Consider the following 16,245-nt stretch of genomic DNA (forward strand, 5'->3'; position numbering starts at 1 on the left):
TCCAGCACGTCGATCACGGGCCGTGTAGTCGGGGACCGGCCCGGGACGCACCTCCCATGACTTCGGGATACCACCTGAGAGGGGTCCGGAATGATCCACAGCTCACGTCGCGGCAGGATGCTCGCAGCGGCCGCACTGGCCACGCTCACCCTCGGCGTCACCGCGGCCTGCGGCCCCGACGACGACGCCAAGCCGGCGGAGGGCGGCAGCGGCGCCGCCGCCGCGGAACCGGTCACGATCACCCTGCAGACCTTCGGCGGCGGCAAGAACTTCGGCTACGACGAGGCGGTCAAGACCTGGAACGCGGCACACCCGGACATCCAGGTCACGTACGTCAACCTCACCGACCGGTTCGAAGACACGTACCTGCCGCAGATGCTGCAGTGGCTCGAGTCCGGCTCCGGCGCCGGCGACGTCATCGGCATGGACGAAGGCGGCATGGGCCTCATGGCCGCCCGCCCGCAGTATTTCGCCGATCTGGGCCAGTACGGCCTGGAGAGCCGCAAGGCCGACTTCCCCGAGTACAAGTGGAACACCGGCATCAACAAGGACGGCAAGCTCTTCGCCCTCGGCACCGACATCGGCGGCATGGCGATGTGTTACCGCAGGGACCTGTTCGAGAAGGCCGGCCTGCCCACCGACCGCGAGGAGGTCTCCAAGCTCTGGCCGGACTGGAACGCCTTCATGGAGACCGGCAAGAAGTTCGCGGCCAAAATCAAGGGCGTCGGGTTCGTCGACGGCGCGAACACCGTCTACAACTCGGTGCTCTCGCAGGAGACCGGCAAGAACGGCAACGTGACGTACTTCGACAAGGACAACAACCTCATCGTCGACAAGAACCCCGGGGTCAAGGCGTCCTTCGACTACGTCCAGGCCCTGAGCAAGGCGGGCCTGACCGCCAAGCTCCGCTCCTGGACCGAGGAGTGGAACACGGCCATGCAGAAGGGGCAGTTCGCCACCATGGGCTGCCCGAGCTGGATGCTCGGTGTCATCTCCGGCACCTCCGGTGAGGGCAACGCCGGAAAATGGGACGTCGCGGCCGTGCCCGGCGGCAGCGGCAACTGGGGCGGTTCCTGGCTGATGGTCCCGGCTCAGAGCAAGCACCCGAAGGAGGCCGCGGAGGTCCTGAGCTACCTCACGGGCAAGGAGGGAGAGGTCGCCGCGTTCAAGGAGGGCGGCAACTTCCCGAGCAACATCCAGGCGCAGCAGGACCCGGCCGTCGCGGACGCGAAGAACGCGTACTTCAACGACGCTCCGAGCGGTCCGATCTTCTCCGCCTCGGTCGCCAAGCTGGCCCCCGTCTTCTTCGGCGAGAAGCACGCGCAGGTGAAGGCCGCCGTCGAAGAGGTGCTCGTCGGAGCCGACCAGGGCTCGATCAAGTGGGACGAGGCCTGGCAGCGGTTCGTCGACGAGGGCGTCAAGGCCGCGGACTGATCCCCGCCCCACCTTCCCTCGTTCGGTAGCGGCCGGCCCCGGCACGACCGGAGCCGGCCGCTCCCCTGATGAAAGGCACGTTTCCATGAGCCTCCACGTGGACGCGGGGCACGTCCCCAGCCGCGCGGCTCCGTCACGGGGCCGGCGCCACGAGCACCGGAACGGCCCCCGGCGGTTCCTGTCGTGGCTTGACCTGCGCGCGACCCCGTACATGTTCGTCTCGCCGTACTTCATCCTCTTCGCGATCTTCGGGCTCTTCCCGCTGCTCTTCACGCTCTGGGTGTCGCTGCACAAGTGGCAGCTCGCCGGCGAGAAGACGTTCATCGGCCTGGAGAACTACACCAAGCTGCTGGCCGACGAGAAGTTCTGGAACGCGGTCGGCAACACCGTGGGCATCTTCCTCATCGCCACGGTCCCCCAGTTGCTCATCGCCCTGCTGCTCGCCAACGCGCTCAACAAGAAGCTCCGGGGACGGCTGTTCCTCCGGCTGGGCGTCCTCGTTCCGCTGATCACGTCCGTCGTCGCCGTCGCCGTCGTCTTCACCCAGCTCTACGGGCGGGACTACGGAGTGGTCAACTGGATCCTCAGCCTGTTCGGCGTGGAGAACGTCCACTGGCAGAACGCCAAATGGTCGTCCTGGGTCGCGATCGCGACCATGGTCGACTGGCGGTGGACCGGCTACAACGCGATCGTCTATCTCGCCGCGATGCAGACGATCCCCAAGGATCTGTACGAGGCGGCCTCCATCGACGGCGCCGGCCCGCGCAGGCAGTTCTGGGGGATCACGGTCCCCATGCTGAAGCCCACCATCGTCTTCACGGTGATCGTCTCCACCATCGGCGGCTTCACCCTCTTCGCGGAGCCGGTGATGTTCGGTTCCGGCCTGATGACCGGAGGCACGACCGGCCAGTTCCAGACGGTGGCCATGTTCATCGTCAAGAAGGGCTTCCGTGACTTCGAGTACGGCTACGCGGCGGCGGCGGCCTGGGTCCTCTTCCTCCTGATCCTGCTCAGCGCGCTGATCAACTTCGCTCTCGTCCGTGGAATCGGGAGATCAAAATGACGACGCTCACCCGTACCGGGCGGGGTCCGGCCGTCAGGCCCGTGAAGCTCGACGCGTTCCGCGCCACGCCGCTGACGAGGGTCGCCCTCGGTTTCGCGATCTTCCTGTCGATCTTCCCGATCTACTGGATGATCATCATCGCGACCCGGAGCAACGAGGACGCGCACAGCATGCCGCCGCCCCTGCTGCCGGGCGGCAACCTCGGTGAGAACGTCAAGGCGGTGTTCGAGGCCGAGAACGCGCACTTCATGACGGGCATCGTCAACTCCCTCATCATCGCCACGACGGTCACCCTCGCCGTAGTGATCATCTCGGCGCTGGCCGGGTTCGCCTTCGCCTCGCTGCGGTTCCGCGGCCGCAACGTGCTGCTGCTGTCCATCGTCCTGACCATGATGGTCCCGCTGCAGCAGATGGGCATCGTGCCCCTCTACCAGATGATGGTGACCCTCGGCTGGACCAACACCCTGAAGGCCGTCATCCTCCCCTTCCTGGTGAACGGGTTCGGCGTCTTCATGATGACGCAGTACACCCAACAGGCGGTGCCGCGCGAACTGGTCGAGGCGGCCAGGGTCGACGGCGCGAGCACGCTGCGTATCTGGTTCAACGTCGCCCTGCCCGCCGTACGGCCGGGCATGGCCGTGCTCGCCATCCAGACGTTCATGTTGATCTGGAACGAGTTCATGTGGCCGTTGATCGTGCTCACCCCGGACAACCCGACCGTCCAGGTCGCGCTTCGGGCGCTCAACGACCGGTATTCCACCAACTACGTGCTCATCTTCGCCGGCACCACGGTATCGATCATTCCGTTGCTGCTGGTCTTCGTCTTCTTCGGCCGACAGATCATCGGCGGACTCATGGAAGGTGCGGTCAAAGCGTGACCACGCAGGAGACTCAGGCCGAGACCCGGAACGCCGGGCTGATGTTCCCCACCGGGTTCGTCTGGGGCGCCGCGACCTCGGCCTACCAGATCGAGGGCGCGGTCACCGCGGACGGGCGGGGCACCTCCATATGGGACACCTTCGTCAGCCGGCCGGGCCGCGTCGTGGGCGGCGAGAACGCCGACGTCGCGATCGACCACTACAACCGCTATCGGGACGACGTGCGGCTGATGGCCGATCTCGGCCTGACGGCGTACCGCTTCTCCGTGTCCTGGCCGCGGATCCAGCCCGACGGGGCCGGGGAGATCAACGCCAAGGGGCTCGACTTCTACAAGCGGCTCGTCGACGAACTGCTCGGCCACGGCATCGACCCCTGGGTGACGCTCTACCACTGGGACCTCCCCCAGGCCCTGGAAGACGCGGGCGGCTGGCCCGCGCGTGACACGTCGAAGCGCTTCGCCGACTTCGCGGCGGCCGTGCACGAGGGGCTGGGCGACCGGGTCGGGAACTGGAGCACGGTCAACGAGCCGTGGTGCGCCGCCTTCCTGGGGTACGCCTCGGGCGAGCACGCGCCGGGGCGGCGCGAACCGGCCGCGGCGATCCGCGCCGCGCACCACCTCAACCTCGCCCATGGGCTCGCCGTACAGGCGATCCGCGCGCAGCGGACCGACTCCCGCGTCGGCGGGTGCGTGAACCTCTACGCGGTCTCCCCGGCGAGTGACAGCGAGGCCGACAGGGACGCGGCCCGGCGCGTCGACGGGCTGCAGAACCGCTTCTTCCTGGACGCGCTGCTCACCGGCGCGTACCCGGAGGACGTGCTGGAGGACCTGCGCGCGGTCACCGACACGGGGTTCGTCCAGGACGGCGACCTCGCCACGATCGCCGCGCCGATCGACATGCTGCTGATCAACTACTACAGCCGGTTCACCCTGTCCGGCGCTCCGGGCGGCGCGCGGTCGGCCGCCGCGGCGCCGACCGGCTCGGGGTCGCCGTGGGTCGGCAGCGAGCGCGTCGGTTTCGTCGACGGGGGCCGCCCCGTCACCGCCATGGGCTGGGAGATCGACGAGTCCGGTCTGTACGAGATACTGGTCCGGCTGGCGCGGGACTACCCGCGGATCCCCCTGATCGTCTCGGAGAACGGCGCGGCGTTCGACGACGAGCTGACCGCGGACGACCGGATCCATGATCGTGATCGGCTCGCGTACATCGACGCCCATCTGCGGACATGTCATGCTGCCATCGAGGTGGGCGTCCCGCTCCAGGGCTACTTCGCGTGGTCGCTGATGGACAACTTCGAGTGGGCATGGGGTTACGGCAAGCGATTCGGCCTGGTGTACGTGGACTATCCGACACAGCGGCGGATCCCGAAGGACAGCGCCCTGTGGTACGCGGAGACGGCCCGGCGCGGCGGCCTTGCGGGCACAGCAGAATAGGCCCGGGAAAAGTCAAGAGGGGGCAACGATGAACGGGGACCGCCGACCGGGGGCGCGCCCGACTCTGGAGGCGGTCGCCGCCCGCGCCGGAGTCGGACGCGGCACGGTGTCACGGGTGATCAACGGCTCGCCGAAGGTGAGCGAGAAGGCCCGCGACGCCGTACTGCTGGCGATCAAGGATCTGGGCTACGTGCCCAACCGCGCGGCGCGCACCCTGGTCACCAACCGGACCGACACCATCGCGCTGGTGGTCTCCGAGTCCGAGCAGCGGGTCTTCGACGAGCCGTTCTTCGCGGGCATCATCCGCGGGATCGGCTCGGCCCTCTCCGAGACCGGCCTCCAGCTCATCCTCACGATGGCGCAGAACCGGGCCGAGCACGAGCGGCTGGAAGACTACCTCACCGGTCAGCACGTGGACGGCGTCCTGCTCACGTCCGTGCACGGGGCCGACCCGCTGCCCGAGCGGCTGGAAGCCCTGGGCGTGCCGACGGTGCTGGGCGGGCGCCCCGTCGGGCTCACGCCGTACAGCTACGTCGACATGGACAACCGGGCGGGGGCCCGGCAGGCCACGAAGTACCTGCTCGGCAAGGGCCGCACCAGGATCGCCACGATCGCCGGCCCGCAGGACATGGGCGTGGGCGTCGACCGTCTCGCCGGCTACCGCGACGCGCTGCTGGCGACCGGCACCGCCGAGCGCGTCGCGTACGGCGACTTCTCCGAGGCGAGCGGCGCCACGGCGATGCGGGAGCTCCTCGATCGCCACCCGGACCTGGACGCCGTCTTCGCGGCGTCCGACGCGATGGCGGTCGGCGCGCTGCACGTGCTCAAGGAGCGTGGCCTGAGCGTGCCGGGCGACGTGGCGCTGATCGGGTTCGAGGACTCCCGGGTCGCGCTGCACACGGAGCCGCCGCTGACCAGCGTCCACCAGCCGACCGAGGCGATGGGCCGCCAGATGGTGCAGCTCCTGGTCGCGAGGATCAACGGCGACCCGCTGGAGCAGCCCGTGGTCATACTGGACACCCACCTGGTCATCCGCGCCTCGGCATGACGCCGCCGGGGCGGCCTACGAGCGGGGACGGATGTCCGGCGAGCCCGCGGCGCCGAGCGCGTCGCGGGTCCACGAGCCCAGCACCAGCAGCGTCTTGGTGCCGGTGACGTCGCCGGCGCGGCGCAGGCGGTCGATGACCTGCTGGAGGTGCCCGAGGTCGCGGACCCGGACGTGGATCAGCGCGTCCGGGTCACCGGCGATGGTGAACACCGCCTGGACCTCCGGCACGTCGGTCGCCGTCCGGACGATCTCGCTGACCGGGGTCGTGCCGGGGTAACGCAGCTCGGTGAAGGCCTCGATGCCCCACCCGAGCTTGGCGTAGTCGATCTGGACGGTGAAGCCGGTGATCACGCCGATCTCCCTGAGCCGGTCGACGCGCCGCTTGACGGCGGCCACCGAGAGCCCGACCTCGGCCGCCATCTCCGAGAAGGTCCTGCGCCCGTCCTCGCGCAGCAACCGCAGGATGCGGTGGTCGAGGTCATCGATTTCGGACATGCGGAAACTCCTCGGGGTCGACGAAACGAACCTTAGCGAAACACGCCTTCGCCGCAAAGAGTTTGCGTCTTTTGCCCTTTTGCTCTGCTGATACTTGCGCACTCCCTGGTCCCGTTGCTGTGCTTGGGGCTCCCCCGAACGAAGCCAGGAGGTTCGCGTGAGCGCCGCTCCCGACGCAGTGCCCGCCGAAGTGCCCGCCGAAGTGTCACTCGATGACCGGTACACGGCCGTGGACGGCCGGGTGCTGATGTCGGGCATCCAGGCCCTGGTCCGCCTGACGCTGGAGCAGCGCCGCCTGGACCGGGAGCGCGGCCTGGACACGCGTGTCTTCGTCTCCGGATACCAGGGCTCACCGCTGGGCGGGGTCGATCTGGAGATGGGGCGGGCGGCGCGGTTCCTCGAACCGGCGGGCGTGATGTTCCGGCCCGGGCTCAACGAGGAGCTCGCGGCCACGGCGGTGGCGGGAACGCAGCTCCTCGGTCAGGTGCCCGGCCGGCGACACGACGGGGTGACGGGCTTCTGGTACGGCAAGAACCCCGGCCTGGACCGGGCCGCCGACGCCATCCGGCACGGCACGCTGGCCGGCACCGCCGCGCTCGGCGGAGCGGTGGCCTGGATCGGCGACGACCCGGGCTGCAAGTCCTCGACCGTGCCCAGCTCGTGCGAGCCGATGTGCCAGAGCCTGTCCATGCCGCTGCTCGCGCCGGGCTCGGTGGCGGAGATCATCGAGTTCGGGCTGCACGCGGTGGCCCTCTCCCGCCTCAGCGGCCTGTGGACCGGCCTGAAGATCGTCGCGGACGTCGCCGACGCGTCCGCCACCGTCGATCTCGGCTCGATCCGCGCCGGCGTCCCGGCGCCGGACCACGCCGATCGCGGCGCGTCGCCCATCCTGGTGGGTCCCGCCGCCCTGGACGCCGAGCACGACATGCTGACCCGCAGGCTGGCACTGGCCCGGCGCTATGCCCGCGACCACGGCCTGAACCGCGTGATGTTCGGCGCGCGGCGCGCCACCCTGGGCATCGTCGCCTCCGGCACCGCCTTCGCGGTGGTGCGGCGGGCGCTTGCCGACCTCGGCCTGGACGAGAGCGCGATGGAGGACCTGGGCCTGCGGCTCATCCGGCTCGCCATGCCGTTCCCGCTGGCCCACGACGACCTCGCCGCCATGACCGCCGACCTCGACCGGGTGCTGGTGGTGGAGGACAAGGTGCCGTTCCTGGAGGGAGAGCTCAAGCAGGCGCTCTACGGCGGGGAGCGCACCCCGGCCGTGGTCGGGCGCGAGTTGCTCACCGCCCGCGGCACCCTCGGCGCCGAGGACGTGGCCAAGGCGCTCGCCACGTGCGTCGGCGGCGACCGGCTGCCCCGCGCGGCGGCCGTCCGGCTCCAGTCCCTGGCCCCCGGTAAGACGGCACATAAGGCTGCGCGCCGCATGTTGCCGATGGTCGCCGCGCGCACGCCGTACTTCTGCTCCGGCTGCCCCCACAACGCCTCCACCCGCACCTCCGACAGCACGCTGGTCGGCGTCGGCATCGGCTGCCACGCCATGATCGCCCTGGACGGGAACGGGCGCGGCACCCGGATCGGCATCACCCAGATGGGCGGTGAGGGCGCCCAGTGGATCGGCCTGGCCCCCTTCACCGACGACCCGCATTTCGTGCAGAACCTGGGCGACGGCACCTTCCACCACTCCGGATCCCTGGCGATCCGCGCCGCCGCCGCCGCGGGCGTGTCGATGACGTACAAGCTGCTCTACAACGACGCCGTCGCCATGACGGGGGGCCAGCGCGCGGAGGGCCGGCTGGACGTGCCGGCGCTCACGAGGTCGCTGGCCGTCGAAGGGGTCCGCCGGATCGTGGTCACCACGCCGGAGCCGGAGACGTATCGGGGCGTGCGGCTGGCGCCGATCGCCACCGTCCGGCACCGGGACGACCTCGCCGCGGTCGAGCGGGAGCTCGCCACCGTGGAGGGGGTCACCGTGCTGATCCACGACGACCGCTGCGCCGCCGAGGAGCGCCGGCTGCGCAAGCGCGGCAAGCTGCCCACCCCGGCGGCGAAGGTCGTGGTCAACGAGCGGGTCTGCGAGGGCTGCGGCGACTGCGGGGACGTGTCGACCTGCCTGTCCGTACAGCCCGTCGACACCGAGTTCGGGCGAAAGACCCGGATCCACCAGCCGTCCTGCAACTCCGACCTGAGCTGCCTCAAGGGCGACTGCCCCTCGTTCCTGCTGGTCGAGCCACGCGAGCCACGCGAGCCACGCGAGCCACGCGAGCCACGCGAACGGCGCGACGGGCGTGGGCGGGGCGGACGGCGTGCGGCGGCCACGGCGACCGCGCAGACCGGGAGCGCACGGGCCGGGAGCGCGCCGGTGCCGTACCCGCCGATGGCGCTGCCCGAGCCGGTCGGCAGGCTCGGCGGCGGGCCGGTCCTGATCAGGATGCCGGGCATCGGCGGCACGGGCGTCGTCACGGTCTCGCAGATCCTGCAGATGGCGGCCCATCTCGACGGACTGCACGCGGCCGGTCTGGAGCAGACCGGGCTGGCGCAGAAGGGCGGCCCCGTCGTCAGCGACGTCCGCATCGCGCCGACGCCGGTCGCCGGCTCGCTCCGCGCCTCCCGCGGCACCGCCGACGTACTGATCGGCTTCGACCTGCTCGGGGCCGCTGCGGACGGCAATCTGGCCGTTGCGTCGCCTGACCGCACGATCGCCGTCGTGAGCACCTCCGTCGTGCCGACCGCCGCCATGGTCACCGGGCGCGCGGCGATGCCGGGATCGCCCGCCGACGCGATCGTCCGCGTCGAGTCGGCCACGCGCGGCGCCGACAACCTCTACCTCGACGCCCACGGGCTGGCCGAGGCGCTGTTCGGCGACCACATGCCCGCCAACATGCTGCTGGTCGGCGCGGTGTTCCAGCACGGCTGCCTCCCGGTCTCCGCCGAGTCCATCGAGCGGGCCATCCGGCTCAACCGGGCCGCCGTCGAGCAGAACCTCGCGGCCTTCCGCTGGGGCCGGGCGGCCGTCGTGGACCGCGAGGCCGTACTCGAGGCCGTACTCGAGGCCGCGCCCGTCGGACCGGCCGTGGAACAAGCGGTGGGTCCGGCGGCGGCTCCGGCCGGGGATCCGGCAGCAGGTACGAGCACGCGTCAGGCCACGGAATCGGCTGCGGAATCGGCTGCGGAGCCGGCCACGGGAGCCGGCGCGCTGGAGCGTGCGCTGGCCACGCGGGTCGCGGATCTGACCGGCTACCAGAACGCGGTCTACGCCCGCGGGTACGCCGAGGACGTGCGCCGCGTGACCGCGCTGGCCGTCGAGCGCGCGGGCGAGGAGGCCGGAGCGCGGATCGGGCTCGCCTACGCCAGGGCGTTGCACAAGCTCATGGCGTACAAGGACGAATACGAGGTCGCCCGGCTGCACCTGGACCCGGTCGAGAAGGCCAGGCGGGAGCGGGAGTACGGCGCGGACGCGGTCGTGTCCGTGCTGCTGCACCCGCCGCTCCTGCGGGCGCTGGGCATGAAGAGGAAGATCAAGCTGCGCCGCTCGGCGGACGTCCTGTTCCGCGGGCTCCGCGCCGCCCGCGTCCTGCGCGGCACGGCGCTGGACGTGTTCGGCTACGCCCAGGTGCGCCGCGTCGAGCGGGAGCTGGTCGCCGAATACCGCACGCTGATGCGCGACGCCCTCGCCCGGCTCACCCCTGGCACCGCCGACGCCGTCGCCGAGATCGCGGCGCTGCCGGAGGCGATCCGCGGCTACGAGGACATCAAGCTCGCCCGCGTCGCCGAGTTCCGCGAGAGCGCGAGGGCCGCCCTCACGCGGCTGGACACGCCCGCTTCGCATACCGTCTGATGCATAAGACCGATATTTCGCCCCCCAGGAGTGACCGTGCCCGTTGACCGCCTGCTGCCCGACCAGGACGCCCGGGACCTCATTGAGCTGACCCGCGAGATCGCCGACAAGGAGCTCGCGCGCCGGGTCGACGAGCATGAGCGCGCCGAGACCTATCCCGAGGGCCTGTTCGCGACGCTCGGCGCCGCCGGGCTGCTGGGCCTGCCGTACCCCGAGGAGTTCGGCGGCGGCGGCCAGCCGTACGAGGTGTACCTGCAGGTGATCGAGGAGCTGGCGGCGCGCTGGGCCGCCGTCGCCGTCGCGACCAGCGTGCATACGCTGGCCTGTTTCCCCGTGGCCGCGTACGGCACCCCGGAGCAGCGCGAGCGCTGGCTGCCGGACATGCTGGCCGGGCGGCTCGTCGGCGGCTACAGCCTGTCGGAGCCGCAGGCGGGCTCCGACGCCGCGGCGCTCACCTGCAAGGCCGAGAAGGTCGAGGGCGGCTACCGGATCACCGGGACCAAGGCGTGGATCACCCATGGGGGCATCGCCGACTTCTATGCGCTGTTCGCGCGCACGGGGGAAGGCGGCCGGGGGATCTCCTGCTTCCTCGCGCCCGGCGCGGCCGAGGGCCTCGCCTTCGGCCGTCCCGAGGAGAAGATGGGCCTGCACGCCGTCCCCACCACCACCGCGCACTGGGACGGCGCGGTCCTGGACGCCGACCGGCTGATCGGCGAGGAGGGCCAGGGCCTCCAGATCGCCTTCAGCGCCCTTGACTCGGGCCGGCTCGGCATCGCCGCCTGCGCCACCGGCCTCGCGCAGGCCGCGCTCGACGAGGCCGTCGCCTACGCCAAGGAGCGCGAGACCTTCGGCAAGAAGATCATCGATCACCAGGGTCTCGGCTTCCTGCTCGCCGACATGGCCGCCGGCGTTGACTCCGCCCGGGCGATGTACGTCGACGCCGCCCGCCGCCGCGACGCCGGCCTGCCGTACAGCAGGCAGGCCAGCGTCGCCAAGCTGGTCGCCACCGACACCGCGATGAAGGTCACCACCGACGCGGTGCAGGTCTTCGGCGGATACGGCTACACGCGGGAGTTCCGCGTCGAGCGCTACATGCGCGAGGCCAAGATCATGCAGATCTTCGAGGGGACCAACCAGATCCAGCGCCTGGTGATCAGCCGCCATCTCGCCCGCTGACCGCCGCCCGCTGACCGCCGGCCGTGGACGGGCCCGCCGGCTCCCGTCGGGCCCGTCCACGCGCGCGGCGCTCCCACCGGCTGGGCCTATCACCGGCCCGCTGCGACGATTGGGCTCGCTTACGCTGATATGACCGTTCCCCGGCGAAAGGACATCCCCCGTGGCCCAGTACGAAATCCTCGGCGGCGGCTACCACGTCGAGATCAGCCCTCGGGGCGCCGCCCTGCGGGTTCTCCGCCACGACGGCCGGGACCTGGTGACGAGCTGGCCGGAGGACGGGCCGATCCCCTTCTACAGCGGCACCGTTCTCGCTCCGTGGCCCAATCGCGTGGCGGGCGCGGCGTACGACTTCGAGGGCGAGCGCCACGAGCTGCCGGTCAACGAGCCCGACCGGGGGAACGCGCTGCACGGTTCCGTCGCCGACGTGACGTGGACGGTCGCCGAGCTGTTCACCGCCGAGGACGATCACGGGTTCGTCCGGCTGACGCACACCATCGAGCCGACGCCCGGCTATCCGTTCCGCATCGCCCTCCAGGTGCGGCATGCCGTGTCGGCGAGCGGGCTGGTCACCACCCTCACCGCCGAGAACGTCGGCGAAGGCGCCGCGCCGTACGGCTGTGGTGCGCACCCGTGGCTGCTCGCCGGGCCGGACATCGAGGAGTACGAGCTCGACCTTCCCACCGGGCAGGTGCTGTCGACGGACGATCTGCTGCGCCCGCGTGTCCTGGAGAACGTCTCGGGTACGCCGTACGACTTCCGGCGGCCGCGCGCGCTCGGCGCCACCGCGATCGATCACGCCTTCACCGGCCTGACCGCGGGCCGGGTACGGCTGCGCGGGCCCGAGGGCGGGGTCGAGATCTCCTGGGATCCCGCGGTCATGCCCTGGGCACAGGTCTGCACGGGCACCGGGCTCGGCCACCGCGGTGTGGCCGTGGAGCCGATGACCTGCCCGCCGGACGCCTTCAATTCGGGCACCGACCTCGTCGTGCTCAAGCCGGGGGACGCACACGAGGCCACCTGGACCATAACCGCCCTCTGACCTGACATCGCCGCCCCGGCGGCAACTCGGCCGATGCCCGCGACGCGATCTCACTACGTGGACACGACGTCCGTACTCACTGACCGTGTGCAATAACCTGGTATGTCGTGAGCGCAATCAATCTCGATTCCTGGCGTGACCTGCCCGCGGCCCAGCAGCCCGACTGGCCCGACCGCGGCAAACTCGACAAGGTCGTGTCCGAGCTTCAGGGGCTGCCGCCGCTGGTGTTCGCCGGAGAGTGCGACCAGCTGAAGGCGAACCTCGCCGCCGTGGCCCGCGGCGAGGCCTTCGTGCTGCAGGGCGGCGACTGCGCGGAGACCTTCTCCGGCGCCACCGCCGACAACGTCCGGAACAAGCTCAAGACGCTGCTCCAGATGGCGATCGTGCTCACCTATGCCGCGAAGATCCCGGTCGTCAAGATCGGCCGCCTGGCGGGGCAGTTCGCGAAGCCGCGTTCCAAGAACACCGAGGTCCGCGACGGGCTGGAGCTGCCCGCCTACCGCGGCGACATGGTCAACGGCTTCGAGTTCACGGCCGAGGCCCGCACGCCCGACCCGGGACGGCTGCTGCGCGCCTACCACTCCTCGGCCGTCACGCTGAACCTCGCCCGCGCGTTCGCCAAGGGCGGATACGCCGACCTGCGCCAGGTGCACGCCTGGAACCAGGACTTCGTGGCCGAGTCCCCGGCCGGTCAGCGATACGAGCAGCTCGCCCGCGAGATCGACCAGGCCCTCGCCTTCATGCGGGCCTGCGGCGCGGAGCCCGAGGAGTTCCACACGGTGGACTTCTACTCCTCGCACGAGGCGCTGATCCTCGACTACGACCGCGCACTCACGAGGATCGACTCCCGGACCGGCCTGCCGTACGACGTGTCGGCGCACATGGTCTGGATCGGCGAGCGCACCCGGCAGCTCGACGGCGCCCACGTGGAGTTCTTCAGCCGCATCCAGAACCCGATCGGGGTGAAGCTCGGGCCGACGACGACGCCCGAGGAGGCGCTCACGCTGGTCGAGAAGCTCAACCCGGACAACGAGCCCGGGCGGCTCACCTTCATCAGCCGGATGGGCGCCGGCAAGGTCCGCGAGGCGCTGCCGACACTCGTCGAGAAGGTCGCCGCGAGCGGCGCCACGGTGGCGTGGATCTGCGACCCGATGCACGGCAACACGTTCGAGGCCCCGAGCGGCCACAAGACCCGCCACCTGGACGACGTGCTCGACGAGGTGGCCGGTTTCTTCGAGGTGCACCGCGCGCTCGGCACGCATCCGGGCGGCATCCACATCGAGTTCACGGGTGACGACGTGACCGAGTGCGTGGGCGGCGGGCACCCGATCGTGGAAGAGGACCTTTCGCTGCGCTACGAGACCGCCTGCGACCCGCGTCTCAACCGCGGCCAGTCGCTCGACCTGGCCTTCCGGGTCGCGGAACTCTACCGCCCGCAGTCCTGAGCCGGACGGCGCCGACTGAACGGCGCCAACTCGACGGCGCCGGCTGGACGGCGTGAACCGGCGGACGTGAATCGGTGGCTCCGGTTCCGAAGCCCCGGCTTCGGGTTCCGAGCCGCCGGTTCCGAGCCTCCGCTCGTGAACCGGCGGCCCTCAGCGGGCCGTTCCGGCCGGGGCACCCGGCCGTCGCCGGCCGGGACACGGCCTACTTCTTCTGCTGCACCTCCGCTTCGATCTCGGCGCGGATGGAATCCATGTCGAGCGCCCGGAGCTGCTTGATCAGGTCGTCGAGCGCCGGAGCGGGCAGGGCCCCCGGCTGCGCGAAAACCACGATGCCGTCCCTGATCGCCATGATCGTGGGAATCGCCGTGATGTCGAACCCCTCGGACAGACCGGGCTGAGCCTCCGTATCGATCTTGCCGAACGTGATGTCGGCGTGCTGCTCCGACGCCTTCTCGAAGATCGGGGCGAACGTACGGCAGGGGCCGCACCACGACGCCCAGAAGTCCAGCAGCACGATGCCCTTGTCGGCGATCTCGTTGAAGTTCTTCTCGGTTACCTCGATGGTCGCCACGGCGACTCCTCTCGTCTGCGTCTCGTCTGTGTCTCAGCGGGCATAACCCCATGCCCACCGCCCAGCATTCCATCCGTGGCCGCAGGGGTACATGACGGCTGGAAGCCTCCTTTTCGGGGACAGGAGACGCCATGACCACGCAAGCGGCACGCCCATCGCCGGAGGCGCGGATCCGGACAGGCGCGCGCATCGTGTCCTGGCTCAGCACCACCGACCACAAAGTGATCGGGCACCTCTACCTCATCACATCTTTCGTCTTCTTCCTCATCGGCGGCTTACTGGCGATGATCTTCCGTGCGGAGTTGGCGGCACCCGGGCTCCAGTTCGTGACCAACCAGCAGTACAACGAGCTGTTCAGCATGCACGGCACGATCATGCTGTTGCTGTTCGCGACGCCGCTGTTCGCCGGTTTCGCCAACGCGATCATGCCGTTGCAGATCGGCGCGCCGGACGTCGCCTTCCCCCGGCTGAACGCCGTCAGCTACTGGATGTTCCTGTTCGGCGGGCTGATCGTGCTGGCCGGCTTCGGCACCTCTGGGGGCGCCCCGGCTTTCGGATGGACCGGGTACGCCCCGCTGTCGCTCACCCAGTTCAGCCCGTCCACCGGCGCCGACCTGTGGATCATGGGTCTCGCGCTGTCCGGGCTCGGCACGATCCTCGGCTCGGTCAACTTCGTCACCACGATCATCGGCATGCGCGCGCCCGGCATGGCGATGTTCCGGATGCCGATCTTCACGTGGAACATCCTGTTCACCGCGCTCATGGTGCTCCTGGCGTTCCCGGTGCTCGCGGCGGCCCTGCTCATCCTCGAGATCGACCGGAAGGCGGGCAGCAAGGTCTTCCATCCGGACACGGGCGGCCCGATCCTCTGGCAGCACCTGTTCTGGTTCTTCGGCCATCCCGAGGTCTACATCATCGCGCTGCCGTTCTTCGGGATCATCACCGAGATCATCCCGGTGTTCAGCCGCAAGCCGCTGTTCGGCTACGTCGGCATGGTGGGAGCCACGATGGCGATCACGCTGCTCTCCATGTCGGTGTGGGCGCACCACATGTTCGCCACCGGCCAGGTCCTGCTGCCGTTCTTCTCGCTGCTGAGCTTCCTGATCGCGGTGCCGACCGGCATCAAGTTCTTCAACTGGACCGGCACGATGTGGCGCGGCCACCTGACGTTCGAGACGCCGATGCTGTTCTCGGTCGGCTTCCTGGTGACCTTCCTCCTCGGTGGGCTCACCGGCGTCATCCTCGCCTCGCCGCCGCTGGACTTCCACGTCACCGACACCTACTTCGTGGTGGCGCACTTCCACTACACGGTGTTCGGGACCGTGGTGTTCTCGATGTTCGCCGGTTTCTACTTCTGGTGGCCCAAGCTCACCGGGAAGATGCTGGACGAACGGCTCGGGAAGATCCACTTCTGGAGCCTGTTCATCGGCTTCCAGATGACGTTCATCGTCCAGCACTGGCTCGGCGTGATCGGCTTCCCGCGCCGCTACGCCGACTACTCCCCCTCCGACGGCTTCACCACCCTCAACATCGTCTCCAGCGCTGGCGCGTTCCTCCTGGGCCTCTCGACACTGCCGTTCCTCTACAACATCTGGCGTACGGCCCGGCACGGCGCGCGGGTGCGGACGGACGATCCGTGGGGGTTCGGCAACTCCCTGGAATGGGCCACATCGTGCCCTCCGCCACGGCACAACTTCGTCACCCTCCCGCCGATCAGGTCCGAGCGCCCCGCGTTCGACCTGCGTTATCCGCCGGTTCCCGTAACGGAGCGCCTCGATCGCGGCAGGCGGGACGCCATCGACCCCGGAGACTGACGAATGTGGGT

Annotated in this window: 12 protein-coding genes; 10 read left to right on the forward strand and 2 right to left on the reverse strand. The window is 70.1% G+C overall.

Features of this window, described 5'->3' with window-relative positions:
- The first annotated feature begins 90 nt into the window (after window positions 1-90).
- The 5 genes from QSK17_RS25980 to QSK17_RS26000 all read left to right on the forward strand — a co-directional run bounded on the left by QSK17_RS25980 (window position 91) and on the right by QSK17_RS26000 (window position 5,856).
- Window positions 91-1,434, forward strand: a complete 1,344-nt coding sequence (locus QSK17_RS25980) for an ABC transporter substrate-binding protein (RefSeq protein ID WP_285707908.1) — start codon at window positions 91-93, stop codon at window positions 1,432-1,434.
- An 85-nt stretch (window positions 1,435-1,519) separates the two neighbouring features.
- Complete coding sequence (locus QSK17_RS25985; protein ID WP_285707909.1) at window positions 1,520-2,497, forward strand: carbohydrate ABC transporter permease; 978 nt, start codon at window positions 1,520-1,522, stop codon at window positions 2,495-2,497.
- A complete protein-coding gene (locus QSK17_RS25990) occupies window positions 2,494-3,375 on the forward strand; it encodes a carbohydrate ABC transporter permease (RefSeq protein WP_285707911.1) in 882 nt (293 codons plus the stop codon). The genes QSK17_RS25985 and QSK17_RS25990 overlap by 4 nt, the downstream gene beginning before the upstream one ends.
- 41 nt (window positions 3,376-3,416) lie before the next feature.
- Window positions 3,417-4,808, forward strand: coding sequence for a GH1 family beta-glucosidase (locus tag QSK17_RS25995; protein WP_502889303.1), 1,392 nt, complete (start codon window positions 3,417-3,419; stop codon window positions 4,806-4,808).
- Window positions 4,809-4,836: 28 nt separating this feature from the next.
- The gene (locus tag QSK17_RS26000; protein ID WP_285707916.1) at window positions 4,837-5,856 is read left to right on the forward strand and encodes a LacI family DNA-binding transcriptional regulator; all 1,020 of its coding nucleotides are present in this window, start codon (window positions 4,837-4,839) and stop codon (window positions 5,854-5,856) included.
- Between the two features lie 15 nt (window positions 5,857-5,871).
- Here QSK17_RS26000 and QSK17_RS26005 read toward each other — a convergent pair whose 3' ends face one another.
- Window positions 5,872-6,351, reverse strand: coding sequence for an Lrp/AsnC family transcriptional regulator (locus QSK17_RS26005; RefSeq protein WP_285707917.1), 480 nt, complete (start codon window positions 6,349-6,351; stop codon window positions 5,872-5,874).
- A gap of 157 nt (window positions 6,352-6,508) precedes the next feature.
- Between QSK17_RS26005 and QSK17_RS26010 the strand changes: the two genes are divergently transcribed.
- From QSK17_RS26010 to QSK17_RS26025, 4 genes are all read left to right on the forward strand, one after another.
- Window positions 6,509-10,189 carry an indolepyruvate ferredoxin oxidoreductase family protein gene (locus QSK17_RS26010; RefSeq protein ID WP_285707918.1) on the forward strand — a complete coding sequence of 1,227 codons (3,681 nt, stop codon included), beginning with the start codon at window positions 6,509-6,511 and terminating at the stop codon, window positions 10,187-10,189.
- 36 nt (window positions 10,190-10,225) lie between these two features.
- Window positions 10,226-11,365, forward strand: a complete 1,140-nt coding sequence (locus tag QSK17_RS26015) for an acyl-CoA dehydrogenase family protein (protein ID WP_285707919.1) — start codon at window positions 10,226-10,228, stop codon at window positions 11,363-11,365.
- A gap of 160 nt (window positions 11,366-11,525) precedes the next feature.
- Window positions 11,526-12,404 carry an aldose 1-epimerase family protein gene (locus QSK17_RS26020; RefSeq protein ID WP_285707921.1) on the forward strand — a complete coding sequence of 293 codons (879 nt, stop codon included), beginning with the start codon at window positions 11,526-11,528 and terminating at the stop codon, window positions 12,402-12,404.
- 107 nt (window positions 12,405-12,511) lie between these two features.
- Entirely contained in the window at window positions 12,512-13,849 is a 1,338-nt protein-coding gene (locus tag QSK17_RS26025) for a class II 3-deoxy-7-phosphoheptulonate synthase (RefSeq protein WP_285707923.1), read from the forward strand.
- Between the two features lie 202 nt (window positions 13,850-14,051).
- Here QSK17_RS26025 and QSK17_RS26030 read toward each other — a convergent pair whose 3' ends face one another.
- The gene (locus tag QSK17_RS26030; RefSeq protein ID WP_285707925.1) at window positions 14,052-14,420 is read right to left on the reverse strand and encodes a thioredoxin family protein; all 369 of its coding nucleotides are present in this window, start codon (window positions 14,418-14,420) and stop codon (window positions 14,052-14,054) included.
- Window positions 14,421-14,551: 131 nt separating this feature from the next.
- Here QSK17_RS26030 and ctaD point away from each other — a divergent pair, with 131 nt between their 5' ends.
- On the forward strand, window positions 14,552-16,234 hold the full coding sequence (gene ctaD / locus QSK17_RS26035; RefSeq protein WP_285707926.1) for an aa3-type cytochrome oxidase subunit I: 1,683 nt from the start codon (window positions 14,552-14,554) through the stop codon (window positions 16,232-16,234).
- Window positions 16,235-16,245: the final 11 nt, after the last annotated feature.

Source organism: Microtetraspora sp. NBRC 16547, from assembly GCF_030268965.1.
In the GTDB taxonomy this organism is placed as follows: domain Bacteria; phylum Actinomycetota; class Actinomycetes; order Streptosporangiales; family Streptosporangiaceae; genus Microtetraspora.

Bases quoted from the DNA above. Each gene is read 5' to 3' on its own strand.
- QSK17_RS25980 (WP_285707908.1), top strand. From the start codon at position 91: ATGATCCACAGCTCACGTCGCGGCAGGATGCTCGCAGCGGCCGCACTG.
- QSK17_RS25985 (WP_285707909.1), top strand. From the start codon at position 1,520: ATGAGCCTCCACGTGGACGCGGGGCACGTCCCCAGCCGCGCGGCTCCG.
- QSK17_RS25990 (WP_285707911.1), top strand. From the start codon at position 2,494: ATGACGACGCTCACCCGTACCGGGCGGGGTCCGGCCGTCAGGCCCGTG.
- QSK17_RS25995 (WP_502889303.1), top strand. From the start codon at position 3,417: ATGTTCCCCACCGGGTTCGTCTGGGGCGCCGCGACCTCGGCCTACCAG.
- QSK17_RS26000 (WP_285707916.1), top strand. From the start codon at position 4,837: ATGAACGGGGACCGCCGACCGGGGGCGCGCCCGACTCTGGAGGCGGTC.
- QSK17_RS26005 (WP_285707917.1), bottom strand. From the start codon at position 6,351: ATGTCCGAAATCGATGACCTCGACCACCGCATCCTGCGGTTGCTGCGC.
- ctaD (WP_285707926.1), top strand. From the start codon at position 14,552: ATGACCACGCAAGCGGCACGCCCATCGCCGGAGGCGCGGATCCGGACA.